General features: G+C 52.6%; 25 protein-coding genes and 4 tRNA genes. 15 read left to right on the top strand and 14 right to left on the bottom strand.

The window, feature by feature from the left end:
• Positions 1-209 precede the first annotated feature (209 nt).
• The 5 genes from NHM04_RS04265 to NHM04_RS04245 form a co-directional block, all read right to left on the bottom strand.
• Positions 210-3,254 carry a TonB-dependent receptor gene (locus NHM04_RS04265; RefSeq protein ID WP_254265804.1) on the bottom strand — a complete coding sequence of 1,015 codons (3,045 nt, stop codon included), beginning with the start codon at positions 3,252-3,254 and terminating at the stop codon, positions 210-212.
• 150 nt (positions 3,255-3,404) lie between these two features.
• On the bottom strand, positions 3,405-3,611 hold the full coding sequence (locus tag NHM04_RS04260; protein ID WP_254265803.1) for a hypothetical protein: 207 nt from the start codon (positions 3,609-3,611) through the stop codon (positions 3,405-3,407).
• Between the two features lie 71 nt (positions 3,612-3,682).
• Complete coding sequence (locus tag NHM04_RS04255; RefSeq protein WP_254265802.1) at positions 3,683-5,119, bottom strand: polysaccharide lyase family 7 protein; 1,437 nt, start codon at positions 5,117-5,119, stop codon at positions 3,683-3,685.
• A gap of 786 nt (positions 5,120-5,905) precedes the next feature.
• Positions 5,906-6,187: a pyrimidine/purine nucleoside phosphorylase gene (locus NHM04_RS04250; protein ID WP_254265801.1), complete on the bottom strand. Its 282-nt coding sequence runs from the start codon at positions 6,185-6,187 to the stop codon at positions 5,906-5,908.
• A 113-nt stretch (positions 6,188-6,300) separates the two neighbouring features.
• Positions 6,301-6,376 (bottom strand) — tRNA-Asn (locus NHM04_RS04245).
• Between the two features lie 224 nt (positions 6,377-6,600).
• Here NHM04_RS04245 and NHM04_RS04240 point away from each other — a divergent pair.
• Both NHM04_RS04240 and NHM04_RS04235 read left to right on the top strand, forming a co-directional pair.
• Entirely contained in the window at positions 6,601-7,200 is a 600-nt protein-coding gene (locus NHM04_RS04240; RefSeq protein WP_254265800.1) for a DNA-J related domain-containing protein, read from the top strand.
• A 6-nt stretch (positions 7,201-7,206) separates the two neighbouring features.
• Positions 7,207-7,935, top strand: coding sequence for a class I SAM-dependent methyltransferase (locus NHM04_RS04235; protein ID WP_254265799.1), 729 nt, complete (start codon positions 7,207-7,209; stop codon positions 7,933-7,935).
• 4 nt (positions 7,936-7,939) lie between these two features.
• On the opposite strand, the gene NHM04_RS04230 is transcribed toward NHM04_RS04235, so the two are convergent.
• The 8 genes from NHM04_RS04230 to NHM04_RS04195 form a co-directional block, all read right to left on the bottom strand.
• Positions 7,940-8,986 carry a class I SAM-dependent methyltransferase gene (locus NHM04_RS04230; RefSeq protein ID WP_254265798.1) on the bottom strand — a complete coding sequence of 349 codons (1,047 nt, stop codon included), beginning with the start codon at positions 8,984-8,986 and terminating at the stop codon, positions 7,940-7,942.
• A complete protein-coding gene (locus NHM04_RS04225; protein WP_254265797.1) occupies positions 8,979-9,683 on the bottom strand; it encodes a pseudouridine synthase in 705 nt (234 codons plus the stop codon). The genes NHM04_RS04230 and NHM04_RS04225 overlap by 8 nt, the downstream gene beginning before the upstream one ends.
• Positions 9,680-10,456, bottom strand: a complete 777-nt coding sequence (locus tag NHM04_RS04220) for a pseudouridine synthase (protein ID WP_254265796.1) — start codon at positions 10,454-10,456, stop codon at positions 9,680-9,682. The genes NHM04_RS04225 and NHM04_RS04220 overlap by 4 nt, the downstream gene beginning before the upstream one ends.
• Before the next feature lie 7 nt (positions 10,457-10,463).
• Positions 10,464-10,781, bottom strand: a complete 318-nt coding sequence (locus NHM04_RS04215; RefSeq protein ID WP_254265795.1) for a hypothetical protein — start codon at positions 10,779-10,781, stop codon at positions 10,464-10,466.
• Positions 10,782-10,805: 24 nt separating this feature from the next.
• Positions 10,806-11,657, bottom strand: a complete 852-nt coding sequence (gene folD / locus NHM04_RS04210) for a bifunctional methylenetetrahydrofolate dehydrogenase/methenyltetrahydrofolate cyclohydrolase FolD (protein WP_254265794.1) — start codon at positions 11,655-11,657, stop codon at positions 10,806-10,808.
• 112 nt (positions 11,658-11,769) lie between these two features.
• Positions 11,770-11,845 (bottom strand) — tRNA-His (locus tag NHM04_RS04205).
• Positions 11,846-11,951: 106 nt separating this feature from the next.
• A tRNA-Arg gene (locus NHM04_RS04200) sits at positions 11,952-12,028 on the bottom strand.
• A 40-nt stretch (positions 12,029-12,068) separates the two neighbouring features.
• A tRNA-Pro gene (locus tag NHM04_RS04195) sits at positions 12,069-12,145 on the bottom strand.
• Positions 12,146-12,380: 235 nt separating this feature from the next.
• Between NHM04_RS04195 and NHM04_RS04190 the strand changes: the two genes are divergently transcribed.
• The 6 genes from NHM04_RS04190 (at position 12,381) to NHM04_RS04165 (ending at position 17,274) form a co-directional block, all read left to right on the top strand.
• Complete coding sequence (locus tag NHM04_RS04190; RefSeq protein WP_254265793.1) at positions 12,381-12,881, top strand: flavin reductase family protein; 501 nt, start codon at positions 12,381-12,383, stop codon at positions 12,879-12,881.
• Between the two features lie 586 nt (positions 12,882-13,467).
• On the top strand, positions 13,468-14,490 hold the full coding sequence (locus NHM04_RS04185) for an NAD(P)H-dependent glycerol-3-phosphate dehydrogenase (protein WP_254265792.1): 1,023 nt from the start codon (positions 13,468-13,470) through the stop codon (positions 14,488-14,490).
• Between the two features lie 98 nt (positions 14,491-14,588).
• Positions 14,589-15,005 carry a DUF4389 domain-containing protein gene (locus NHM04_RS04180; RefSeq protein ID WP_254265791.1) on the top strand — a complete coding sequence of 139 codons (417 nt, stop codon included), beginning with the start codon at positions 14,589-14,591 and terminating at the stop codon, positions 15,003-15,005.
• A 19-nt stretch (positions 15,006-15,024) separates the two neighbouring features.
• Positions 15,025-15,480 carry a phosphohistidine phosphatase SixA gene (gene sixA / locus NHM04_RS04175; protein ID WP_254265790.1) on the top strand — a complete coding sequence of 152 codons (456 nt, stop codon included), beginning with the start codon at positions 15,025-15,027 and terminating at the stop codon, positions 15,478-15,480.
• Between the two features lie 59 nt (positions 15,481-15,539).
• A complete protein-coding gene (locus NHM04_RS04170; protein ID WP_254265789.1) occupies positions 15,540-16,388 on the top strand; it encodes an alpha/beta fold hydrolase in 849 nt (282 codons plus the stop codon).
• A complete protein-coding gene (locus NHM04_RS04165; RefSeq protein WP_254265788.1) occupies positions 16,372-17,274 on the top strand; it encodes a DUF4892 domain-containing protein in 903 nt (300 codons plus the stop codon). The genes NHM04_RS04170 and NHM04_RS04165 overlap by 17 nt, the downstream gene beginning before the upstream one ends.
• Here the strand turns inward: NHM04_RS04165 and folE are convergent, their stop codons facing one another.
• Positions 17,275-17,817: a GTP cyclohydrolase I FolE gene (folE, locus tag NHM04_RS04160; protein WP_254265787.1), complete on the bottom strand. Its 543-nt coding sequence runs from the start codon at positions 17,815-17,817 to the stop codon at positions 17,275-17,277.
• A gap of 156 nt (positions 17,818-17,973) precedes the next feature.
• Here folE and prmB point away from each other — a divergent pair, with 156 nt between their 5' ends.
• From prmB to NHM04_RS04125, 7 genes are all read left to right on the top strand, one after another.
• A complete protein-coding gene (gene prmB, locus NHM04_RS04155) occupies positions 17,974-18,876 on the top strand; it encodes a 50S ribosomal protein L3 N(5)-glutamine methyltransferase (RefSeq protein ID WP_254265786.1) in 903 nt (300 codons plus the stop codon).
• A gap of 63 nt (positions 18,877-18,939) precedes the next feature.
• Positions 18,940-20,040: a chorismate synthase gene (gene aroC, locus NHM04_RS04150; RefSeq protein ID WP_254265785.1), complete on the top strand. Its 1,101-nt coding sequence runs from the start codon at positions 18,940-18,942 to the stop codon at positions 20,038-20,040.
• 11 nt (positions 20,041-20,051) lie between these two features.
• Positions 20,052-20,825, top strand: coding sequence for an amidohydrolase (locus NHM04_RS04145; RefSeq protein ID WP_254265784.1), 774 nt, complete (start codon positions 20,052-20,054; stop codon positions 20,823-20,825).
• 46 nt (positions 20,826-20,871) lie between these two features.
• Entirely contained in the window at positions 20,872-21,645 is a 774-nt protein-coding gene (locus tag NHM04_RS04140; RefSeq protein WP_254265783.1) for a rhamnogalacturonan acetylesterase, read from the top strand.
• 90 nt (positions 21,646-21,735) lie between these two features.
• Complete coding sequence (locus NHM04_RS04135) at positions 21,736-22,740, top strand: MipA/OmpV family protein (protein WP_254265782.1); 1,005 nt, start codon at positions 21,736-21,738, stop codon at positions 22,738-22,740.
• Positions 22,741-22,876: 136 nt separating this feature from the next.
• Positions 22,877-23,134 (top strand): DUF3019 domain-containing protein, encoded by a 258-nt coding sequence (locus NHM04_RS04130; protein WP_254265781.1) that lies wholly within the window; start codon positions 22,877-22,879, stop codon positions 23,132-23,134.
• Positions 23,134-23,820 (top strand): response regulator transcription factor, encoded by a 687-nt coding sequence (locus NHM04_RS04125; protein WP_254265780.1) that lies wholly within the window; start codon positions 23,134-23,136, stop codon positions 23,818-23,820. The genes NHM04_RS04130 and NHM04_RS04125 overlap by 1 nt, the downstream gene beginning before the upstream one ends.
• Positions 23,821-23,828 lie beyond the last annotated feature (8 nt).

Raw genomic sequence — 23,828 nt, 5'->3', positions numbered from 1 at the left:
TATTTGTGATCTATTTGCTAGCGGGTATGTGTGTAGCTAATAGAATGGGCTTTGTGAGGACCGTCTGGGCAATCGGCTATAGGGTGGAGTAGAAGGCGCGCGAGATAGATATTAGTGGTAATAGAGTTGTTGTTAACTGACATAAAAAAGCCCGCGCAAGCGCGGGCACGAGTGGTTTCCGGCGGAGTGGGCCGCCGGAAGGGGTAGGGCTAGAAGAACTTAGCTTTTACACCCATAAATACACGGGGACCAAAGCTGTTCAGCTCGCCAAGGTAATCCCGGGTGTAGTGATATTGTTTTTTCGGCTCGTCAAACAGATTAATTGCTTCCAGGCTTACACGGACGTCGTCGGTAATGTAGTAAGACATACGTGTTTCCCATACACCTGTATCTCCAACAAAGCGCAAACGTGTGCCATTGCTAGTGTAGGGCTGAAAGTACTCGCTGCGATATTTGTAGATCAAGCTAGCGTCAAAATCGCCTTCAGAGAAGTACAACTGTCCAGAGAAAACGTGATCTGAGAAGCCGGGAACGTTGCCCGGTTCGACAATACCATCTGTTTGATAAACGACATTGCCCTCGTCATCGCGCACGGTAATGTCGCCATAGTTGCTGTCTTCAAATTCAAAGTCAGAATCGGCGTAGTTGTAGCTCGCTTTGAAACCAAATCCGCTAAGCAGCCCCGGCAGATAGGAGAAGTTATGAGTGGCCGTGATCTCGATACCGGTGAGATTGCTGGTGTCGTCGTTGGTTTCAGTCAAATCAAAATCGGCAGGGACCATCTGGCCATCAATTAAAAACTCTTCGGTAGTCCGGGTAGTATCAAAACCGCCTTGGAATTTTTTGTGATAGAGGCCGAAAGCCAGCATGGTATCTTGATTCGGGTACCACTCGATGGCTGCGTCAAAGCTCCAAGAGGTCAGTGGTTGCAGGTTGGGATTACCATCGCCACTAACGTTTTGAATCAGCTCATCCAGCTCGGTAATGTCTTCTTCGCTGCTTACGGTAAAGCCGCGTTGATAACTGAGATCTGCAGGCTCTGGGCGTGATAAGCCACGATATACCGCACCGCGGAGCATCAGCTCTTCGCTGAGATCCATAATGACGTTAACACTTGGCAGTACTTCGGTGTAGTCACCGCCTGCTTCTACGCGCTCAAGATCTGCACTCTCTACAGGGACCAGTGAGAGGATGCCCTCGTCTGAGGTTTCAATGGTATAGGGGGTGCGATAACCGATGGACTCAACGTCGGTTTGAATAACACGCACACCAAAGTTACCGCGAACGGTTTTATTAAACATCTCGCTGTCAAAGTCAGCCATGATGTAGGCGGCGTCTGTGGTTTCGGTCACATCAGTCGTGCTGGCCAGGGATTCCGGCATTTCTGGGAAATCCATGCTGTTACCGGTATGCTCGGCGAGCATGGAAACAGCACAGGCGGTATCGAATGTAGCCCAGCTGTTGGTTTCCTTAACAATATTTCCCTGATCGTCCAAGATAGTAAACAGTGCGCCGTCGCGTTCTGCTCCCATAAAGTCACTTTCAGGGAAATCGATCGCACAGGTTTCGTTTACTTGAGACAGGAACTCGTACTCCCCAATGGTCACTTCAAACTCATTGCGTACAGTGGGGCCCATGTCCAGATATTCGAGCTCGGAGTGACGGACACCGCCTTTAACGGCTGTAATCATGCCGTCTAAGCGCCATTCGAAGTCTGCACGGAAAGCTTCGATGGTGTTGGTACGATCCACGTCACTGTCAATACGAGCACGGTAGCGATCCGAGAACAGTGAATGGTCGGTCACATCAAACCCGGTGATCTCGTATTGGCGGATGCCCGAATCGGTATCCCATTGAACCATGGGGCGATATTGAGAGATATCTTCAGCGTATACGTTGCGATCGTCAGACTGTGTACGCAGTAAGATTTGGTTTTCTACACGTGTAGTTTCGGAGAATGAGTAGTCGGCCGAAACGGTGAAGTCTTGGGTGATATCATAGGCGATGTTTATCCCGTAACCCTCATAATTCTCGTCACGACGATAGAGCTCACTGTTTGATTCGATGGCGGTTTCGCCCACCCAATTGTGAATAGCGCCGTTTTCAGATACCACCAGGTTTTCTGGTGTAACCCCTGGGGTAGTGCGCTTTTGGTTGGCAAAGTTTAAGTCGTGACGTTTCTCTGCCTGAATACGCTCGGAGGTTTGGTAATCGATATTAATATCCGTGCGATCATTAGGCTGGAACTGAAGTGCAGCAAAGAAAGCCTCACGCTCGTCAGATGTGTCGTTCTGACGATAGCTGTTGGAGCTGGGGGCAAACGCATAGTCTTTGCCTGCGTCATAGGCTTCCCCAGTTTCTGGGTTGATCTCAGTGTTGTAATCGCCAGAGTTAGAAGGCCCGGTGGTGGGGTCTTCACAGTCACCGGCTGATTCCAGGTAGTAACCTCGATCAGTCACACTCGGATCATTGATACAGGCAAACAGCGAGGTACCGCTGGGACTGGATGCACGCATTTCAGATTCAGGCTGAGCAATATCGCTTTGCTCATATCCCAAAGAGATCCCCAGTGCAGAGCCATTGTCAAACTCAAATTGGTCTACATAGCTGGCACTGCCGCGAAAGCCCACATCTCCTGACATTGAGTCTTCAATGTTTTGTTGATTTGGTTGGAAGCCGGCTTTTGCTTCGACTTGCAGGCGTCGCTTGTTGAAATCCAAAGGTCTAACGGTTTCCAGGGCGATTAGACCTGCTACACCACCTTCGATCAAGCTGGCATCTTGAGTTTTATAGATGGCCAGTTTGTTGATTAGCTCGGATGGGAACTGAGAGAAGTTTACTGAGCGGTCGCCACTGCCGTTTGTGGCGTTGCGGCCGTTGAAAGTGGTGGCGCTCAGGTACGGGCCGAGCCCGCGGATCGAAATTTCAGTAGCGCCGCCATTTTCCCTGTGTGAAGACGCGCCAGTAATAGATTCTAGTGCTTCACCAATGGAAAGGGCAGGCATGTCACCAATATCGTTGGCGGACATACCGTCTACGATCGTGGTGGAGTTTCGTTTAATGTCGATGGTGGTTTGAATCGTGGCGCGTGTGCCTTGTACCACAACTTCCTCAAGTGCAAGCATTTCGTCCGATGAATCTTGAGCTTGCGCCATGCCGGTGTATGAAATAGCGGCTATAGCACTAACCAGCATTGAGCGGTTGAAACTATGCTTGCGTGATGACTTTTGAGCGAACTTATTGTTATTTCGCATTATATCCTCCAGGGCCCGTTATTGTTGATATTTGGGTAAACGCCTCTTGGCGCCCAATTTGTATTCATTTGGCAGATAATATTGTCAACCAAAATGCCATTGAAGTGCAAGGGGATGAAGCAAAAAGTTGCTATACCAAACGATTGAACTTTAGGTGTTGTTCCAAGTTTTGCCATGATAAAAGCCGCTAAGCTGCGCTGCAGTAACATTAAAAAATAATGAAAACAAAGGGTTAGCTGAAATGCTTAAGGTGGTGACAAGGATAAGCTCAGTTGGTAAACCAATCCCAAATGATAGGTGGTTGAGGAATCGTGAATCTAGGGCTGCGGGGGCGGCGGGTTGAAGTTTGGGCAGCATGACTGCTCCGGCTAATGTTTGCCGGAGCAAGTCAGACTAACGAAATTTAATAAGAGACGCTGCTATTTACATCAGTTGTGTCGCTGCTCTAGTGCGTAGAAGGTTACTTGGGTGTAGTCAGTGTCCTCGCCGCTGTTGTTTTGGTTGTAAGCGCCCGCTTTAAAGTACATATACTGGCCGCCCTGATCATAGCCGCTGTCGCGCATGCTAATGCTTTTAGAGATGGTGGGTTGACCTTCGCGATAAATATGCACGCTTAAGGTGTTACCGCGAACGTCAATTTCGTAGCTGAAAATTTCGTTTAAGGCTATTCCATCGCTAGGATCTGCTGCCTGGTCACTTCTGCTTCCAATCAGAGAGTGCCACTGGTCGTCTCCGTCTTTAATTTCGTGTGCGAAATAGAGAGCTCCTTTGCTGTTGTCGGGGAGTTTTCTGTAGTAAAGCCGAATGGGTTCATCATCGTTAGCGTGTATTTGGCCGATGATGACGCGCCCCACCTGATAGTTCTCGCCAGTGGTCGAGACTCTGTTAACGGCTAGTGTAGCGCGCATATTTCCGTCTATGCCACCGGCTTTTGCTCTGTCTGAAGCAGGGGCGCTACCAAATACCCAGTTGTTGGCATTCACGCCCTTTGTGTCAATGCTGGTGTCGCCGGCACGGAGCATCTCGCGCAGTTCGGTTCGTGTATAGCTGGTATTTGCTGATGTTTTGAAGCCAGTGGGGTAAACCCGAAACACCATGCCGCCGTCGTCACCAGTGAAGAAGTAGTCGGGGTTTTCGTAGCCGTTGTTAAGCTGCTTTTCTTTTATGCTATCGGCATTGCCATTATTGTCGTTATCGCTTGGAACGCTTAGATACCAGCGAGATAAATCAAAATTATCCGAAGGGGGGCTGAGCGGGGATAAGTCGGTAGGCTCAAGTGCTCCGCTGGGTTGCGCGGAGGCCACCTCCAGCCCGTCGCAGCCGTAAACTTCTACTTCAATTAAATCGTTCCATAAATCGTTGGAGTTTCCGTGACCTATTAAGCGGATATAGCGAGCAGTAACTTCGTCAAACGTGGCTGAGGTGAAAAGCTGAGTATTTTCGGACTGCCCGTTGGCTACTAGGTTCACCCAGTCAGTTTCATCGGTTGACGCTTCCAGCTCGTAAAAGCTTGTTCGTTCATCGTGCTTGTGCCAGGCGGTTTTTACTTCTGTTATCGTTGCCTGAGTGCCCATATCCAATGTAATGCTTTTGCCGTCGCCGAGCGATGACCAGCGTGATTCCGGGGAAAGGTTGTAGTCAATAGCCTTTGCAGCGCCATTGTTCTCGTCGCTGTCGTTTTCGGTAATTGAGTCGATAATAAGCGCTGTGCTTGAGCTACAGCTTTGTGGTGTTGATGGCAGGCTGGATGCGCTCGAGTTGGATGAGCTGGTCGTAGTATTATCTTGACTGGAAGAGCCGGAGCATCCAGCGAGGCTCGTGACGGTTAATGAAAATAATAGAAAAAGGCGACGGGATGAAAGCATCTATGGCTCCTGAGAAATCTTGCCGGTATTGAAAGTACTGTTGTTATTAAAAGTAAAAGATATATTTGCTGTTGGTTAACGCTGAGCTTTTTGCATATTATTTTTATCTTTAGCGAGTAATACGGCTTGCCGTTCGGTGGCCGTATCTCACCTTTTTTGGTGTCGTTCGCCGCTTCTGCTTCGAGGGATAGTTTCTGTACTCAGTCAGATATCATCGTGGCTCTGATGAAAATTTTATACTTGTTCTTACAAAAATGTAAACCAGTTTGACGTCATATTGGTTTGATTTCGAGGTTGGGGGCAGGGCATAGCAGGGCTAATTTAGGCAAGGGTTTTCTGATCATTGCTGCAAGAGCCTATTGATGCTAATAAATACGCCGCAAGGAAGCCCCTGTTTTGCAAGCAAGACTTATTGCTAGTTAGGCGCAGTGAGCAGGTGAGGTTATTTAACACAGCCAAAGCCGGCCCTGCGAGCGTGCTCTGGGCTTTGGCTTTTGGCGATAGACTTGGTTTTAGCTCGGCGGGTTGCGGCAGGAGCTGCCCTAAGCCCTATTTAAAGGGGGCGCAGGCGCGAGAGGCATTAAGTGTTGCGTGTCGTCCATGGGCAGTGATCAAACCTCTCGTTCGGCCACTTAAGCTTTAGCCCCTAAAGTCTTGATTGACGAACTCTAGGTAGCAATAGACTGCGTTTAATTAGTGTACACAGGTCGCGGTGCGATGTTTTTATCATTATAAAGTTGGCCGAGGGCGGGAGCTGGCTTTGCGCCTCACTCCCGGCGTTTAAACTTATTCGTACAGGCACAGATACGCGGTATCGGATTCTACCTTAACGCCGAATTTCTGCTGCGCTTCGACAATAAATTCTTCCCCAGCACCATAGGTGACCCAATCGTCGGAGCCTGGCAGTTTAACGGTTAGGGCGCCGCTGATTACTTTCATATACTCGCGCTGGCTGGTGCCAAACTCATAATCGCCGGGCGCCATCACGCCAACGGTGGCGGGTAGTTTTTCGCCCGCAAAGGCGATGGAGGCGACTTTGCCTTCGAAATAGTTGTTTACGTTGAACATGCTGTGACCCTTATGCTTCGTTAATGATGTCTAAGCGCAGAGGTTGTCTGCAGTTTTTCTTTGTGCAACGAAAAAAGGGCTACCCATCTCTGAGTAGCCCTTTCATCTTTATTTGGCTCCGCCTGCTGGGCTCGAACCAGCGACCCAATGATTAACAGTCATTTGCTCTACCGACTGAGCTAAGGCGGAACGGTGACTTCCTCTGTGGAAGTGGTGCGCATATTATAGAGCGATCCCGATTTGGTCAACCCCTGATTGGGAAAAAGTTGAATAAATATAGAGGTGTGCCTAAAAACCCTACAAATTGTATTAACCCTATACAATTCAAAGAGATAGCGGGTTGCTTGTTGGAGTCCCGAGCGCCCTTATGGCTATACTGGGCGCTTTGTGCCAACCGTTTTGGAGTCCGCTTTATGCGCACCGACAACAGCGATAATCCTCTGCTTGGTGTCTTGCGGGAGCTGCTCTGCGAGCCCGGCGACGGCTATACCGAGCACGGCTTGATTAAGATCTTGGTGGCCAGAGGTTTGCTGCCAGAGGATTACAATGCCGCTCCTCAACGGTTGTTCCAAACGCATTTCTTATTATTCAACGGGCTTTACCTGTTGAAAGCTGAACTGGCTGAGAATTCTATCGGGCTGGATATAGGCTTGGTGGAGGTTCGGGTTTATGCCATGGACAGTTCGTCGGGGCAGGGGGCTGCTCTGGGTGGTGCTCGTGAGGCCCGCTTAAGTGAGTACTATCTTAATTGGGAGCATTTTCGCGCCGCGACCGATGAGTCCGTCACCGAGCTTTTAGATGGTTTTTGGCGCCAGCTTGCAAAACACCAGGTGTCGCCGGGTGACCGGCAAGAAGCGTTGGATATTCTGGGGCTTTGCGATTCAGCGGACTATACCCAGATAAAACAACAGTACCGCCGTTTGGCGATGCGCGCGCACCCGGATCGCGGCGGCGATACCCAGCAGCTGCAGCGCATCAATTGGGCTATGTCGGTGCTGCAAGCCAAACGGTGACCATGCATGATAATCGCGCAAAAGACTGATGAGTGGGGGCAGGTGTGTCAGGTGCGTAGCGCCGGCGCCAGTTTACGCTTATACACCGATGGTATTTTTCACAGTCAGTATCACCCTCACAGGCTGCTTGAGGGAAACTTGTGGGATTTGCTCTGGTTACCCAGTCTGCTGCAGCCGCAGCAGAGCATTAAGCGCGTGTTGGTGTTAGGTGTCGGCGGCGGTGCGGTGGTGCGTAAACTCAACCGGCTTTACCCCTGGGCATTGATTGTTGGAGTGGATTTGAGCCAAGTGCATTTGGCACTGGCGCGGCGCTACTTTGGGGTGCGAGGCGGTCATATGCCTCTGTACTGCGCCGACGCTGTGGCGTTTATGAAATACTACCGTGGCCCCGGGTTTGATTTGATTATCGATGATTTGTTCTCCGGCAGCGCTGGTGAGCCAGAGCGGGTTCTGCCAATGGATCGCGCCTGGTGCAGGGTATTAACACAACATTTGCAGCCCAATGGTCTGCTGGTGGCAAACTTTGGCTCGCACGAGGAGTACAAGCAAAGCGCCATGGCATCGACCGCTGAGGGCTTTCACAGTGGGTACACCTTGCAGATGCCGCAGTATGAAAATATCTTTGCGGCCTGTTACTTAAGTGAGGTGCGCAATGGCGCCGCTTTGATGGCGACGCGCTTGGCAAATTACGGCGTCAAGCTTGGCGATTGCGTCAACATAAAAGCCGTTTTTTAAAGTGCTAAGCCCGCGCTCGCGGTCTGCTCAGGCGTATTACTTTAAATTGTTTGTTATTTGCTAGCGTCTCTTGCTGGGCAAAATAGGGTTTGGCTTTTTGTTCGACAGCAATAAAACTGTTTACCACAAAAAAGGCGCTGCCGTCGTTCTCCAGATGCCTCGCAGCACTGTGCAAGAAGCGTTCGGTTAAGTCCTGGCTGAGCGCAAAACCCTGATGAAAAGGCGGATTGCAGAGTAGGGTTTGAAATTGGCCGCTCACACTATCGCCGCAGTCGCCGGGGACAATCTCGGCCGCTATATGTAATTGTTTGCTGTTGTATTCAGCACTGATAAGGGCGGCGGCATTGTTGTCCGTTAGCACTAGTCGCTGGGGTAGATCGGTCAACAGGCTCCGACAGGCTTCCAGTGCCAGATAACCATAGCCACAGCCTAAATCCAGTAGTGAGTCGGTTTGCTTGAGCAGCTTTTGCTGAGCGAGGGTCTGTAACAAAAACTCACTGCCTTGGTCGATTTTCTGCCAGCCAAACTGCCCGGGTTTGCTAGCAAACTGTGGCGCTTTGGCAAGGGCGCGCAACTCGGGGTAGTGGCTGTCATCCAGTGTGCTTTCTACGCTGGTGTGTCGAGTTAAGCTCGCGCAGTAAGCCAGGCCGTGTTTTCGTGTTGCTTTAGCGCAGCCGAGCAGTTGTGCGGCTTTGTCTAAATAGTTTTTGGCCCCTTCGCTTTTAAGTCCGCACATGTGCAGTTGGCCGCCTGCGGCAAGCTTTGCAGCGGCGATATTCAGCGCGCGGTGAACCACCGGCTTTTCTTTGGATACCCGATAGAACAGGGTATTGATGGCGCCAGGTAAGTCAGCTTCGGCAAAATCACTGAACACGGCTTGCAGCTGCAGCGCTTGCATGCGCTGGACAATGTCGTATCGGTTGCAGATGTAGATGTGTTGCGCTCCGCCCGGTAACTGATTTTCAAAACCGTAAAAGTGTTCATCGCACAACCAGACGCACTGGCCCGTACCAGTTTGTTGGCTTAGCCAAGGAAGGGCGGGATCATGCATTTGTATCACCCAATTGTTTTACTTCCCATTCACTCAGTGGCCGGTAGTGTCCCGGTTGCAAATTTTTATCCAGAGCTACTGAACCTATGGCTTCGCGGTGAAGCTCAAGCACGTGGTTGCCGCAAGCGGCGAACATGCGCTTTACCTGGTGGTACTTGCCTTCGCTGATTTTCAGCCGAGCCGTATGCACATCTAATAAAGTTAATTGCGCGGGCCGGCAGGGGCGGGGTTCGTCTTTTAACTGTATCCCTGAAGCGAAGTGCTGAATTAAATTCTCGTCTAAAGGGTCTGCGGTACGCAGCCAGTAGGTTTTCGTTTTATGTTGTGCGGGTGAGGTAACGCGGTGGTTCCACTGGCCGTCATCGGTAAGCAGGAGCATGCCGGTGGTGTCTTTATCCAGGCGCCCGGCTATTTGTAGGCTTTCTTTGTTGGGCTCTTGCAAGCAGTCTAATGCGGTTGGGTGCTCTGGGTCTTGGTTGGCACAGACCACGCCTTTAGGTTTGTGGAGCATAAAATAGCGCGCTTTTGGCAAATGCAGCCGCTCGCCTAAACGTTTAATTTCCTCTTTTCCGCTTAATTGATGTGACCCCTGAGTTGTGGTTTTGCCATCAACGCTTATCTCGCCGCGCTTGAGAAGCTTTTTAACTTCTGAGCGGGGCAGGAAGGTGGCGTGGGCGATAAATTTATCCAGTCTCATATTGCTTGATCGCACCAGCGTGGGGGGATTTTGTCGTGCCAATTAAATCTGCGCACTAAGTTTGCAAACCGGCCTTCTAAAGGTGCGCTAATGCGCAGCGTTGCGCCGGTTTCGGGGTGGCAGAGGGTGAGCTCAGTGGCGGCCAACAGCAACCGGTCTGCGCCAAAACGGCGGGCAAAAAAATGGTTGTGCACGCTCTTGCCGTGCTTGGGATCGCCAATGATGGGGTGACTTAAATGTTTAAGGTGTCGGCGCAGCTGGTGCTTGCGCCCGGTTAGCGGCCGGCAGTGCATCAGGCTGTAACGGCTTTGCGGGTAGCGATCGACGCGCTCGGGTATTTCGATGCAGGCCAGGCGAGTAAAATCGGTGACGGCTTCTTGTAGGGGGCTATCGGTTTTACTCGCATCGCCCAAGTCGTCGCGCTGGTATTTTAACGGGTAATTTAGATGTAATTGCTCCGGGCCATAACCGCGTACCACAGCGAGGTAATCCTTTTTTACTCGGCCGTCTTCCCAGTGCTCGCGCATTAGCCGCGCAATGTCTGGCGATAGGGCAAACAGCAGTACGCCGGAAGTGGGTTTGTCGAGTCTGTGTAAGGGGTAAACCCGCTGGCCTATTTGGTCGCGCAGTAGCTGAATCGCAAACCGGGTTTCGTGCTTGTCGATGGGACTACGGTGAACCAGCAAACCGCTGGGTTTATTAATGGCGACTAAAAAATCGTCGCGGTATATAACAGTCAGCGGTTTGGTGTGGGGCGGATTTGCGGTGATCACATCAATCTTAATACAGTGACATGGATACAGAGCCTTCGGGCTCTTGGCTGGTGTCGCAGGTAAAGCCCCATTGGCTATGCTCTTTTACCATCTGCTTGGCTTTGCTCTCGCAAAACCCCTCTTGGTTATCGGCGCGCCAAAGTACCTCTACCTCGTCATCGCTTTTTTGATAGCGAACTTCGCAGGGTACGGCCTGGTCGGGGAGCAAATAAGCGACTTCAATCAAGCGGGTTTCGCCGTCCAGCTGGCAGGAGTACTGATAGTTGTGATCGGCGCTGGCGTTTACTGCCAGCGCAAGGGCGATCCATAACAGGTGACGTTCCATAATCTAACCTTGCGCGATGTTTAATTAACGACCGGCGATTGCCTTTTCGCCTGAGTCTACGGTCTGGTAAATCAATGTGTTAATAGTCATGGGGCCAACGCCTCCGGGGACCGGAGTGTAAGCGGCAACCCGCTCAGTCAAGGGGGCCAGTTCAATGTCGCCCACGCCGCCGGGATGATAACCGGCATCGACCACAACGGCGCCGTCTTTAATCCAGTCGGCTTTGATAAATTCCGGGCGTCCCACCGCGCCAACCACGATGTCGGCCTGTTTAATGTGCGCTTCCAGATTCTCGGTGCGCGAGTGGCAAATTGTCACTGTGGCATTGGCGCCCAGTAGCATCATAGCCATGGGCTTGCCCAGAATTGGGCTGCGGCCCACCACAACGGCGTGTTTGCCTGACAGCTCAATTTCGTAGGCCTCGAGCAGGCGCATAATGCCTTTGGGAGTCGCACAGCCGTAGGCTTGCTCGCCCATGCTCATGCGGCCAAAACCAAGGCAGGTCACCCCGTCCACGTCTTTGTCCAGCGCGATGGCATCGAAGCAGGCGCGCTCGTCAATTTGCTCGGGCACGGGGTGCTGCAACAAAATGCCGTGTACGTTGGCATCATTGTTCAGCTCATCAATTTTTGCCAGCAACTCCTCGGTGGTGGTGGTGCGGGGCATTTCCACCTTTACCGATTGCATGCCGATACGCTCGCAGGCGTTACCTTTCATTTTTACGTAGGTGGCAGAGGCGGGATCATCGCCCACCAAAATCGTTGCAAGGATTGGAGTCTGGCCACCGCTGCCGGCTTTAATAGCTTCAACGCGGGAGGACAGTTCCTGTTCGGTTTTGGCGGCCAGGGCCTTGCCATCGAGTATCAGTGCAGACATGAAGGGCAAATACCTTTTAAGTGTCAAAAAGAGAGGGTGAATCGAGAGCGGCATTTTCCCATAGCGGGGCGACAACGCCAAGGCTGAAAACGCTAAAATTAGTGCGGGAAAATGGGGTGGCTGAGGGGACTCGAACCCCCGACGACTGGAATCACAATCCAGGGCTCTACCAACTGAGCTACAGCCACCATCTTGGCATAGTCCCTGTCGGGCGGGACCTTTTATCAAGCAAAAGCTTATTACGCAAAAGCGTTGTGTTTTCCTGAGGTTGGTCGATCCCGGGGTGAGCCAGGATGGCACGCCCGGCAGGACTCGAACCTGCGACCATCCGCTTAGAAGGCGGATGCTCTATCCAGCTGAGCTACGGGCGCATGGCTGGAATACTGAACCCGGCAGGTTCGGTAATAAAAATGGTCGGAGTGGAGGGATTCGAACCCCCGACATTCTGCTCCCAAAGCAGACGCGCTACCAGGCTGCGCTACACTCCGCCGTTTCGTGGTGACCACGTTTCAGGAGGTGCGCATGATACCCATGCCCCCGGGGTTCGTCAACGAAAAAACTTAACCTTGTGCAACTTTCTTTTATCGTTGCTTTAACTCTGTGCAATGTGATCAACACGAGGCCGAACTGAGTGTTTTATCGCCCTTTAGCTTTACTGGCAAGCTGGGGTTGTGTCCATACAGCGGGGTGTTCAAAATAGCGCCCTTGTATTTTGGAGGTGATATGCACAATTCAGATTTGGCCCTGGCCATGAAACAGGGAATGAGGCGTCTCGCCTCCGGGGTTAGCGTACTCTCTACCCGGGTAGATGAGAAAGAGCGGTTCGCGATGACCGTCTCCTCGGTCACTTCGGTGTCAGACACGCCGCCGTCACTATTGGTCTGTATCAATAAAAGTATTTCGTTGCAGGGCCACTTGGAGCATGAGGGCTGCCTTTTTGCGGTCAATCTGCTCGCCAGTGCGCAGCAACAGGTATCCAATGTCTGTGCCGGCTTTGAACCTGTGCACGATAGGTTTAGCGTGGGTAACTGGCTTGAGGGGCCGGACAAGGTTCCTTATTTGATGGACTCTGAGGCGGTGTTCTTTTGCCGCACCGACAAAGTGGTTACTTATGGTACCCATCATATTGTCATTGGCCGTATAGAAGATGTATTGGTCAGTGAGCACCACACCAGCCCGTTGATTTACCACAATGGTGGTTACGCCTCACTGCAGCAAGAGTAACTTTAATGATGATCCTGGCGACAGGGTCTTGGCTCACGGCGCGGCCAAAAACACATAACGACGGGTGTCTTCTTGCGCCAGGAACCATATGCTTTTGATGACAGTTTCTTGTCATTTTTATGCTTGATTTGTGAAAGTTTTGTGTCTACCGCGAGTATGCGGTTAAGAGTCACTAACTTTTTATGCACACAGGTGGAGCGTTCGGAGCCTATTTGAGGCACTGCGCTGTTTAATACTGATAAAACACTTGTTAATGAGCGTAAGTTGCTGAAAATAAAGGGATTTATCTTTAAGGTTAAATATTGTTCAATCTGTAGGGTGGCCAGTGATTACGGGGCTCGGGATACTTTTCCCAAAAACAATCCACTAAGTTATCCACAGAAAGTGTGGAAAAAATGAAGACTTCTGGGATTGTGCAAAAAAGTTACAGTTTCGCTGGTTGTGTAACAATCAATTGGGTAGATAACTGATCAATTTGAATGAAATAAGCACGTAACGGTTAAATGCTTATTTTGAATATAGAATGTTTTGCCACTGGGCGAGTTTGTGCGAGTGCCAATTAGACCTCTTCAAGGAGAAAAGAACGATGAGTGAAACGCTGCAAGTCGCGGTTTTGGGGGGTGGCAGCTTTGGCACCGCGATCGCCAATATTATTGCGGTTAATGGCCATACGACCTATCTGTGGATGCGCGATGCGCACAATGCAGCCGCCTGCGCTAGTGAGCGTGAAAACAGCAAATATTTACCCGGTTACCCGCTTTGTGGGGCGTTACATATTACCTCTGAGCTTAACCTTGCTGTAGCTCAGGCGGACTTGGTGTTTGTGTCTATCCCCAGTCACTCGTTTCGCAGTGTGTCCCGGCAGCTGCGGCCGCTGCTTAAAAGCGACGCTGTGGTGGTGAGTACGGCTAAGGGTATCGAGCCGGGCGGCGGCTTTACTCTAATGAGCGAGATTCTTTGTGAGGAGCTGCCAGGCCACGACATCGGGGTGTTGAGCGGCCCAAACTTCGCCAAAGAAATCGTCGCCGGGCAGCACACCGCCTCGGTGATCGCCAGCGAGAGTGACAGGGCTATTGCCTTGGTGCAGCGCACTTTACGCTCCGAGACTTTTAGGGTTTACGCCAACCACGATCGCGGTGGGGTGGAGCTTGGCGGCGCTTTGAAAAACATTTACGCCATTATTTGCGGTATGGCGGCGGCCATGGGTGGTGGGAATAATACTCAAGCGATGCTGCTGACCCGATCACTCGCCGAGATGGGCCGCTTTGCCTCGGAGATGGGGGCCAACCCTATGACTTTTTTGGGCTTGGCTGGAGTGGGGGATTTGATCCTCACCTGTTCATCGGATTTGAGCCGCAACTACCGAGTGGGGTACGCCCTGGGTCAGGGGCAACCGCTTGATGAGGTGGTCGCCGGGCTGGGCCAGGTGGCCGAAGGGGTCAACACTTTGCGCGAGGTAAAGCGCAAAGCGGACGAAATGCAAGTCTATATGCCGCTGGTCACCGGGCTGTACAGTGTGTTGTTTGAAAAACGCCAGATTACCGACGTCGTGCGTGAATTGATGACGGGCGAGCAGAGTTATGATGTCGAATATGGTCAGTGCCGCTAATTGACCACCATCGGGCGATTACCTATTATCGGTCTGGCTTTAACTTTCATAATAACCGCTTAACACGAGTCGCTCTGGCGAATATATAGGATGAGAAAATGGATAACGATCAACTGAAATCGAACTTATTGAGTGCAGACCACTGGATGCGCTTCGTGTATATGATCCTGTTTGCGGTGATTCTATACATAGCAGGCATTGTTATGGGCATAGTGGTGCTCATACAGTTTGTGTTTGCATTGATTACCGGTAGCGACAATAGCAACTTGCGCCAGCTGGGCGACTCTCTTTCGCAGTATATTTATGCGGCCTTGCGGTTTTTAACCTACAACAGCGAAGAAAAACCTTTCCCTTTCGCCGACTGGCCCGAGCCGGCACCGGTGGCCGAGGCAGAAGTTGTCGTTGAACCTTCACCGGCGCCTGTCGGTGATACCCCTGCACCTCACAGCGAAGAGCCAGCTGAGCCTCCGGTGTCGGAAGAGTCTGACCCGACCGACCCGAAACCTGCAAAATAAACTTACTTGCGGATCTATTGTGCGACTTTTTATTCTACGCCACGGTCAGGCCGAGCCCTATCGCCGGGATGACGAATCTCGAGAGTTGGTGGATGCAGGACGTGGCGAAGTCAAGGCCGTCATCAGTCGCCAGGCCCATTTAATGGGGTGCCCAGCTGTCTGGGGCAGCCCTTATATTCGCGCTCAGCAAACAGCAGTGATCGCCAGTGAGATTCTCGGGGTGCCGCAGGGGGTGTCGCATACATTGGCGCAGCTGACTCCAGACGCTTCGCCTGCGGCGCTGATCGAGGAGCTGTATCAATCCGGGCTGGAGACGCTCCTTATTGTCAGTCACCAGCCTTTGGTAAGTCATCTGCTCGATACATTATGCGGCCCTTCTGAGCAGCACGGCATGAACACAGCCTCGCTTGCCTGTGTCGACTGCGATGTTATGGCCGCTGATATGGGGCGGCTCGAGTGGTTAGTGCACCCGTAAAGCACACTACCGTCTATTGTGACGGCTACAATGTTAAAAAAGCTGTGCGGAGAGTTTTAATGCAGGTGCGAGAGCGTCAATTTGATATCGATGGTTTACATTTTGCCGCGCAACAGTGGGGCGATCCAGCTGGCAGGCCGGTGCTGGCGTTACACGGCTGGCTGGATAACAGCGCCAGTTTTGCGCTTCTTGCGCCGCGGCTGAAGGGACTGAATATCATCGCTCTCGACATGGCGGGTCACGGCCAGAGTTGTCATCGTCCGGGCAGTGCACCCTACAATATCTGGGAAGACGTTGCCGAGGTGTTGGCTATTGCGGAGCAATTGCAATGGCAAAAGTTTTCCATTCTGGGTCACTCGCGCGGCGCTATAGTGGCGGGCTTAATTGCCGGCGCCTTCGGTGAAAAAATCGACCGTTTGGCGCTCATTGAGGGTTTATTTCCCGAGCCTCTGCCACCTGAAAAAGCGCCGCAGCAATTGGCTGAATCTATTGTCAAAACCCGCGAGCTGGCGGCTAAGCCTTTGCGTTTATTTCCTAGCATTGACGCCGCCGTAAAAGCGCGAATTAACGGCATGTTCCCCCTTGGTCCCGAGGCCGCCAGGCTGCTTACCGAGAGGGGCGTGCGCAAGGTGAGCGGAGGCTTCCAGTGGAGCACTGACCAGCGCTTACTGGCGCCTTCATCGTTCAAATTTACCCGCGAACAAATTGGTGCCTTTGTCGCCGCCATTAAGGCGCCTTGTAATATTATTTTGGCGCGCGATGGCATGCCCAAGCTGTTTCCCGGGTTTGATCAGGCGGTCAGGGCTTATCCGCATTTGCAGTTGCAAATGCTCGAGGGCGGCCATCATTTACATATGGAAGAGCAGGTGGGTCAGGTTGCAGATCAGGTTAATGCGTTTTTTGCCTAGTGGTATCAGCGCTGTTGTATTGCTTTTTTGCTGTGCGTTCACAGCCGCAGCCTCCAGCCCTTTAGTCATCAGCGATTACCCGCAGGCACGCGTGGTGTTCGCGTCGCAAAAGAATGTTAGTGATTATGTGCTGGCGTTGGGTAGTTACAAAAAGGTGCGCGGATTATGGCGGGTTGACGAGCAGCGGTTGAGTGGCGAGCTTGAGCGCAAAACCTACGAGTTGCCCGATAACCACTCGGCGCGCGACGGCTACAATTTTTTCTACCAGCAACTGCAAAAATATCCCCTGCGAGAGCTTTTTACCTGCCAGTCTCGGGAGTGTGGTGAGTCCAACACCTGGGCCAATATTCATTTCGGTGTGCTGCAACTGTACGGTCTGGATCAGCATCAGTATTACGGTGTGTTTGAAATAACCGCTCCAGAGTACGCTGGAGTTTACGTCACTGTGTACAGTGTGCTGCGCGGCAATAAACGAGTGTATGTGCAGCTCGAAGTGCTCAGCAGCGATGAGTCCAACCGTTTTCAGGCGGTCAGCAACCCAGCGACTTTAGTGAAACAGTTGCAGCGTGATGGCTTTACGGTATTTGCTGGTTTGCGCTACGGCGCCGGTGAGTCATTAAGCCTGGTGCCGGCCCATGTAAAAGCCTTGGCGCAAGCTTTGGTGGCCCAGCCACAGTTACGCCTTGCGCTGGTGGGGCACAATTACGCGCCTCAGCCATTGGAAAAACAGCGTGAGCAATCGCTGGGTTATGCCGAGCAGCTAAAGCGCGCTCTGGTGGCGCAGGGCGTAGATGAGAAAAGGCTTGAGGTGTACGGCATGGGTGGCTTGGCCCCGGCAGGCAGAGGTGATGCCGAGGCCCGTGTGGATGTGGTTTTACTGCGCTAGCTACTGGCGTAGCAGGGACAGAAACTCAGTGCGGGTGGCCTGATTGGAGCGAAAGGAGCCCAACATGGCTGAAGTTTTCATGGAAGAGTTTTGCTTCTCCACGCCGCGCATCATCATGCACATGTGCTTTGCTTCGATAATCACGCCCACACCCGAAGCGCCGGTAATACTTTGAATCGACTCCGCAATTTGCAGGGTAAGCTGTTCTTGGATCTGCAGGCGACGGGCGTACATATCCACAATGCGCGCGATCTTGGATAAGCCCAGAACATGGCCGGTGGGAATGTAAGCCACGTGAGCTTTGCCGATAAATGGCAGCATATGGTGCTCACACATGGAGTACAGCTCAATGTCTTTGACCATGATCATTTCACTGGAGTCCGACGGGAATAGTGCGCCGTTAACCACCTCTTCCAGCGACTGATGATAGCCTTTGGTTAAAAATTGGAAGGCTTTGGCGGCACGTTTAGGGGTGTCGATCAGGCCGGGGCGCTCTAAATCTTCACCGATCCCTTCAATAATTTTGGCAAAATGCTCTTGCATCAGGCTAATCCTGTTCAATAGATGGTCGATTATTAACCTTTTGTGAAAGGGCGGCAACATTACGTCAACTGGCTGTTCAGGTAAAGGTTTAATCGAGTTTTGCGCTACAATTGCCGCCTTATAAACCTTACGCTCGTGATATCAAGGATAGCCTCTATGGTCGATCAGCAAGCCGAACTGTGCACCGAACTGGTTAGTGTGCGCGATTTTATTCGCTACGGCGCCAGCGAGTTTAACCGCGCCGGGCTGTATTTTGGCCATGGTACCGACAATGCCTGGGATGAGGCGGTGCAACTGGTGTGTGCGGCCATCTCTCTTACCGGGTTTGATAACCCGGCTATTCTCGATGCGCGCTTGACCCACAGCGAAAAGCTAGCGGTTCTGGATTATTTTGCCCGTCGCGTGCAACAGCGCTTGCCCGCCGCTTACATTACACGCCATGCGCGTTTCTGCGGCTTGGACTTTTATGTGGACGAAAGGGTGCTGGTACCGCGCTCGCCCATTGCCGAGCTTATCGAGCAGGGATTTGCTCCCTGGCTTACCGAGCAGCCAGATTATGTGCTGGATTTATGCACTGGCAGTGGGTGTATCGGTATTGCCTGCGCCTACCAGTTTCCAGATGCTTTAGTGGCCTTAAGCGATATCAGTGCCGATGCTCTGGCGGTGGCCGAGCGCAACATCGACGAGCATGATCTGGCGCACCGGGTGCAAGCGGTACAGTCGGATTTATTTGCCGGGCTCGATGGTCAGTGCTTTGATTTGATCGTCTCTAACCCACCTTATGTGGACGATGAAGACCTGGCTGATATGCCCGCCGAGTATCAGGCGGAGCCGGAAATTGGCCTGGGTTCTGGCTTAGACGGCCTGGATTTCACCCGACGTTTATTGGCCGAAGCACCGGATTACTTAAACGATGGGGGCCTGCTGGTGGTCGAGGTGGGCAATAGCGCGGCGGCACTGGCGGACGCCTTTCCGCTGCTGCCCTTTACCTGGGTGGAGTTTGCGCGCGGCGGCCATGGAGTTTTTGTCCTTACCCGCGAACAGCTTGTGGCGGGGTGAGGCCTGAGCAAAAACGGCGTATAATCGCCACCTTTTTCGCACGTATCTATAAGGCAAGCGCGTATGTCCGGCAACAGTTTTGGCAAACTTTTTACCGTTACCACCTTCGGCGAGAGCCACGGCCTGGCTCTCGGCTGCATCGTCGATGGCTGCCCGCCGGGGCTGACGCTCAGCGAAGAGGATATTCAGCTGGATCTGGACCGGCGCAAACCCGGGCAGTCTCGCTATACCACTCAGCGCCGTGAGGCCGATCAGGTAAAGATTCTCTCGGGTGTTTTTGAGGGCAAAACCACGGGCACACCCATTGGGCTGATTATCGAGAACACGGATCAGCGCTCTAAAGATTATTCCAATATCAAAGATCAGTTTCGCCCCGCCCACGCCGATTACACGTATATGCAAAAGTACGGCGTGCGCGACTACCGCGGCGGCGGCCGCTCCTCGGCCCGTGAAACTGCTATGCGTGTGGCTGCGGGCGCGATTGCGAAAAAATACTTACATGATTTTTTCGGTGTGCAGGTGCGCGGCTATCTGTCGCAGCTGGGCCCCATCGCTATCGACAGCGTCGATTGGAACGAAATTGCTAACAACCCCTTCTTTTGCCCGGATGCCAGCAAAGTTCCTGAGATGGAAACCTATATGCAGGAGCTCAACAAAGAGGGCAACTCGGTGGGCGCTAAGATTACCGTGGTAGCCTCGGGGGTGGCGCCGGGCTTGGGTGAGCCGGTATTTGATCGCCTGGACGCGGATATCGCACACGCCCTGATGAGCATCAACGCGGTTAAAGGGGTGGAGATCGGTGCGGGCTTTGCCAGTGTTGCGCAAAAGGGCACCGAGCACCGCGATGAGATTTTACCCGAGGGCTTTGCTTCCAATAACGCCGGTGGGGTCTTGGGTGGTATTTCTACAGGGCAGGATATCGTCGCCCATATCGCCCTCAAGCCTACCTCGAGCCTGCGTATTCCCGGGCGTAGCCTGGATGTGCATGGCAACGAAGTAGAAGTTGTGACCAAGGGGCGTCACGATCCCTGTGTAGGGATTCGCGCAACCCCCATTGCTGAATCTATGCTGGCGCTGGTGTTGATGGATCACCTGCTGCGTCATCGGGGTCAAAATGGCGGGGTAGAGCACGGTATTGCACGTATTCCAGCCGGTAAAGAATAGACGTATTTACTATGGATGATCTGACAGTTTGTCTGCTGCAAAGCGATATTGTCAGTGACGACCCGGATGCCAATCTGAGGTTGCTGGAAGGTTATCTGGATTCGGCCGAGCCCTTTGATCTTGCTGTTTTGCCCGAAGTGTTTACCACCGGCTTTCACCCCAGGGCGCGCCAACATGCTGAGGTGATGGACGGCAGAGTCTGTGCCTGGCTGGGTGAGCAGGCGCGACAGCGTCAGGCGGCTATTACCGGTTCGGTGGTAATGAAAACAGCTGAGGGTTTCTACAACCGTATGTTGTGGGCGCCTGACGATGCGCCGCTCAGCTTTTACGATAAGCGTCACTTGTTTCGTATGGCCGGTGAGCACGAACGCTACCTTATGGGGCAGCGCCGCGTGGTTATACCTTATCGGGGCTGGCGTTTTTTACTACAGGTTTGCTACGACTTGCGCTTTCCTGTGTTCAGTCGCAATCGCGGCGATTACGATGCCGTCATCTATGTTGCCAATTGGCCCGAGGCTCGCCACCAACACTGGCGCAGCTTGCTGCAGGCCCGTGCGATCGAGAATTTGAGCTATGTCATAGGTGTCAATCGCGCAGGCGTCGACGCTTACGGCCAGAGTTATGCCGGGGGTAGTGTGATTGTGGCACCGGATGGCGAGCTTATTCTCGATGCCGGCAGAGATGCTGTCTGTGTCAGCGCGCCGTTGAGCGCGAGCCGTCTGTGCGAGTATCGCGAGGCCTTTCCCGCCCACCTTGATGCGGATGATTTTTCCCTGCAAGATTAGCCCGCTACATCAGAATCTCGAACACGATAACAAAAGGTATATGCCTATGATTCGCAAGCTGTTTGCCCCTCTGGCTGTTGTTGCCTCTCTGGTCGCTTCTGCTAACACCCAAGCCGCCGAGCGCCCCACCCATGTCTACATGGCCGGTGATTCCACCATGTCGATAAAAGAAGTGAAAGATTACCCTGAAACCGGTTGGGGGGTACCTTTTGCCTATTTTTTTGATGAGACGGTCGTGGTTGATAACCGTGCAAAAAATGGCCGCAGTACCCGGACCTTTATTGAAGAGGGGCGCTGGCAAGCCATCATGGATGACTTAAGACCCGGTGACTATGTGATTATTCAGTTTGGGCACAATGATCAGTCCGAGCATAAAACGGATCGCTATACCGCTCCTGCAGACTACCAAGCTAACTTAAAGCGCTTTATCACAGAGGTGAAAAAAGCCAAGGCCTCGCCAATCTTGATGACCCCGGTGACGCGGCGTTACTTTAACGAGGCGGGTGTTATTGAGCCCACCCATAACGGTTACGATGACCTAGCGCGCGAAGTGGCAGAGCAAACCGATGTGTTTTTTGTGGACATGGAAGCTGTGACCCGCCGCTACTTCACCGAGATGGGTGACGAGCTTTCCAAGCTGCGCTTTATGCACATCGCGCCCGACTTACATCCAAACTACCCCGTAGGTGTTACCGACAATACCCACTTTAATCACTTGGGCGCTCGCGAAGTAGCCCAGCTGGTGCTGACTCAGCTAAAAGCCCGGCAGCACCCCTTGGCGCAGCGCCTGCGGGTTCCCGATCCTAAGCATCTCAAGTAACAATCTGTTACAAAAAGTGCGCCGTTAGCCATGGTGTTAGCGCGCGCAACTTTTTATAGTGAGAGGATTAGTAAATACTGGGTGTCGCTCTTGATTAAATTCTCTCCACAGCTGTTACTTTGCCTGATTGGCCTGCTTTTCGCGCCGTTGACCTGGGCAGATGATGAGTACTGCCAGGCCAACCCCGATGACTGCATGGCGGTGGGAAGCTGGCAGTTTTCGCTGGGGGTAGGCCTGGGGCTGCGCACCAACCCACTGGTAGATGGCGACGATATTCCCCTGGTGCTCTTGCCGGAAGTGAGTTACTACGGCGAGCGCTTTTTTCTCGACACCACCTCTGCTGGCTTTACCCTGATTGAACAGCCCCGGCATATGCTAAACGCGGTCGCCACCCTGGGGCTGGACCAAATGTATTTTAACGATTTGAGCCTGGGTAACTTTGTCATAGAGGGAACCGGGGGCGGATTTAGCTTTGGCGGCGCGGTGAATTCGGGAGGCCTGGGGACGCAATCAGACCCCATTGAACTGGCGCCACCGGTGGATGAAACCACCACTCCCACTACCACAGACCGCGATGGCCCTAATGAGTTTTTTCATAAAGTCAACGCCGCGCCGCGTGAGGAAGAATCAGGCCCCATTACTCTGGACGATATTGGCAAGCGCCGTATGGCCGCCTTGGCTGGTTTGGAGTACGCCTATTACGCGGGGCCGGCGGTATTCAGCTTGCAGGCGCTACAGGATGTATCGCGGGTGCACGAAGGGCAGGAGGTGCGCGCGGGACTGGACTATCGTCTGCAAGGGGAAAAAAACCTGTTTACCTTTGCCGGCGGTTTTGTCTGGCAGTCCGACAAAGTGGTGGATTACTACTTTGGTTTGGACCAATCGGATGTGGGCGAGATCAGTGAGCTTTACTACCAAGGCGAAGATACACTCACGCCTTTCGTGCGTATCGATTGGATAAAGCCCATTTCACCCAGTTGGACGTTTCAGGCCACCTTGCACAACAAATGGTTTGGCGAGGGAATAAAAGATAGCCCTCTGGTAGAAAAAAGTACCTCGACCACGGTCTTCGTCGGAGGGGTGTATCATTTCTAACGCTGGCAAATGGATATTGATCGCGTCGCTACTAATAACGGCTAAGACGCATGGGGAAGAAACGGACACAGTCAATTTAGAAATCCGCCCCAGTCTTTGTATTCTTGAACGCGGCGAACAAGTTTGTGATGACCAGGTGCAAATAAGCTGGAGTGCCGAACGGTTGTTCTCTGCCTGCCTTTATACCCGTGGCTCGCAAGAACCTATGCGCTGTTGGGAGCGAAGTCGCGCCGGTAGCTATACATCGGTGCTTGAGGCGCAAGATGATATACACTTTCAGTTGATTGAAACCGTAGCGGCGCAGAAAAAAGTACTGGCTTCTGCTGCTTTTGAAGTGGTGGCGGATGCGCAAAAATATCGCCGTCGCCGCCGTAACCCCTGGAGCTTTTTTTGATGAGTGTAGTGCTGCTAGCCGAGGATGACGAGCGTCTGGCCGCTCTGGTGAAAGACTATTTGCAGGCCAACGGATTGACCGTGGTGGTTGAATCCTACGGTTTGAATGTTCCGCGTCAGGTGCAGAGCTTACAGCCAGATATCCTGATATTGGACTTAAACCTGCCGGGCAAAGATGGCATAACCATCTGCAAAGAAGTGCGCAGTGCTTACGAAGGGCCAGTTTTAATGCTCACCGCACGCGATGCTGATGCCGATCAGGTATTGGGCTTTGAGGTCGGCGCTGATGACTATGTGGTGAAACCGGCCGAGCCGCGTATTCTGTTGGCGAGAATTCACGCGCTGTTGCGGCGCACCAATCGCGCCCCCGCCGAGGTGGAAGACATTAATATCGGCGGCCTGGCCATTCGCACCAGTGCCCGCGAGGTGTCATTGCGCAATGAGCCAGTGGCCCTTTCCAGTCACGAATTTGATTTATTACTCACCCTCGCAAAGCAGCCGGGCAAAGTCTTGAGCCGCGAGTACTTATTCACCACCATTTGCAATCGCCCCTATGATGGCCTTGATCGTACAGTCGATGTACGGGTTTCGCACCTGCGCAAAAAGCTGGGCGATAACAGCGATAACCCTGCGCGAATAAAAACGGTTTGGGGTAAAGGCTATATGCTGGTTGAAGAAGCCTGGTAGTGCTAATT

Source organism: Gilvimarinus sp. DA14 (genome assembly GCF_024204685.1).
Classification (GTDB): domain Bacteria; phylum Pseudomonadota; class Gammaproteobacteria; order Pseudomonadales; family Cellvibrionaceae; genus Gilvimarinus.
The sequence above is the reverse complement of the archived record's forward strand: the minus strand, read 5'-3'. Positions and strand labels throughout refer to the sequence as shown.

Coding starts and splice junctions, on each gene's coding strand:
- NHM04_RS04265 (WP_254265804.1), bottom strand. CDS start 3,254: ATGCGAAATAACAATAAGTTCGCTCAAAAGTCATCACGCAAGCATAGT.
- NHM04_RS04260 (WP_254265803.1), bottom strand. CDS start 3,611: ATGCTGCCCAAACTTCAACCCGCCGCCCCCGCAGCCCTAGATTCACGA.
- NHM04_RS04255 (WP_254265802.1), bottom strand. CDS start 5,119: ATGCTTTCATCCCGTCGCCTTTTTCTATTATTTTCATTAACCGTCACG.
- NHM04_RS04250 (WP_254265801.1), bottom strand. CDS start 6,187: ATGTTCAACGTAAACAACTATTTCGAAGGCAAAGTCGCCTCCATCGCC.
- NHM04_RS04240 (WP_254265800.1), top strand. CDS start 6,601: ATGCGCACCGACAACAGCGATAATCCTCTGCTTGGTGTCTTGCGGGAG.
- NHM04_RS04235 (WP_254265799.1), top strand. CDS start 7,207: ATGATAATCGCGCAAAAGACTGATGAGTGGGGGCAGGTGTGTCAGGTG.
- NHM04_RS04230 (WP_254265798.1), bottom strand. CDS start 8,986: ATGCATGATCCCGCCCTTCCTTGGCTAAGCCAACAAACTGGTACGGGC.
- NHM04_RS04225 (WP_254265797.1), bottom strand. CDS start 9,683: ATGAGACTGGATAAATTTATCGCCCACGCCACCTTCCTGCCCCGCTCA.
- NHM04_RS04215 (WP_254265795.1), bottom strand. CDS start 10,781: ATGGAACGTCACCTGTTATGGATCGCCCTTGCGCTGGCAGTAAACGCC.
- folD (WP_254265794.1), bottom strand. CDS start 11,657: ATGTCTGCACTGATACTCGATGGCAAGGCCCTGGCCGCCAAAACCGAA.
- NHM04_RS04190 (WP_254265793.1), top strand. CDS start 12,381: ATGCACAATTCAGATTTGGCCCTGGCCATGAAACAGGGAATGAGGCGT.
- NHM04_RS04185 (WP_254265792.1), top strand. CDS start 13,468: ATGAGTGAAACGCTGCAAGTCGCGGTTTTGGGGGGTGGCAGCTTTGGC.
- NHM04_RS04180 (WP_254265791.1), top strand. CDS start 14,589: ATGGATAACGATCAACTGAAATCGAACTTATTGAGTGCAGACCACTGG.
- NHM04_RS04170 (WP_254265789.1), top strand. CDS start 15,540: ATGCAGGTGCGAGAGCGTCAATTTGATATCGATGGTTTACATTTTGCC.
- NHM04_RS04165 (WP_254265788.1), top strand. CDS start 16,372: ATGCGTTTTTTGCCTAGTGGTATCAGCGCTGTTGTATTGCTTTTTTGC.
- folE (WP_254265787.1), bottom strand. CDS start 17,817: ATGCAAGAGCATTTTGCCAAAATTATTGAAGGGATCGGTGAAGATTTA.
- prmB (WP_254265786.1), top strand. CDS start 17,974: ATGGTCGATCAGCAAGCCGAACTGTGCACCGAACTGGTTAGTGTGCGC.
- aroC (WP_254265785.1), top strand. CDS start 18,940: ATGTCCGGCAACAGTTTTGGCAAACTTTTTACCGTTACCACCTTCGGC.
- NHM04_RS04145 (WP_254265784.1), top strand. CDS start 20,052: ATGGATGATCTGACAGTTTGTCTGCTGCAAAGCGATATTGTCAGTGAC.
- NHM04_RS04140 (WP_254265783.1), top strand. CDS start 20,872: ATGATTCGCAAGCTGTTTGCCCCTCTGGCTGTTGTTGCCTCTCTGGTC.
- NHM04_RS04125 (WP_254265780.1), top strand. CDS start 23,134: ATGAGTGTAGTGCTGCTAGCCGAGGATGACGAGCGTCTGGCCGCTCTG.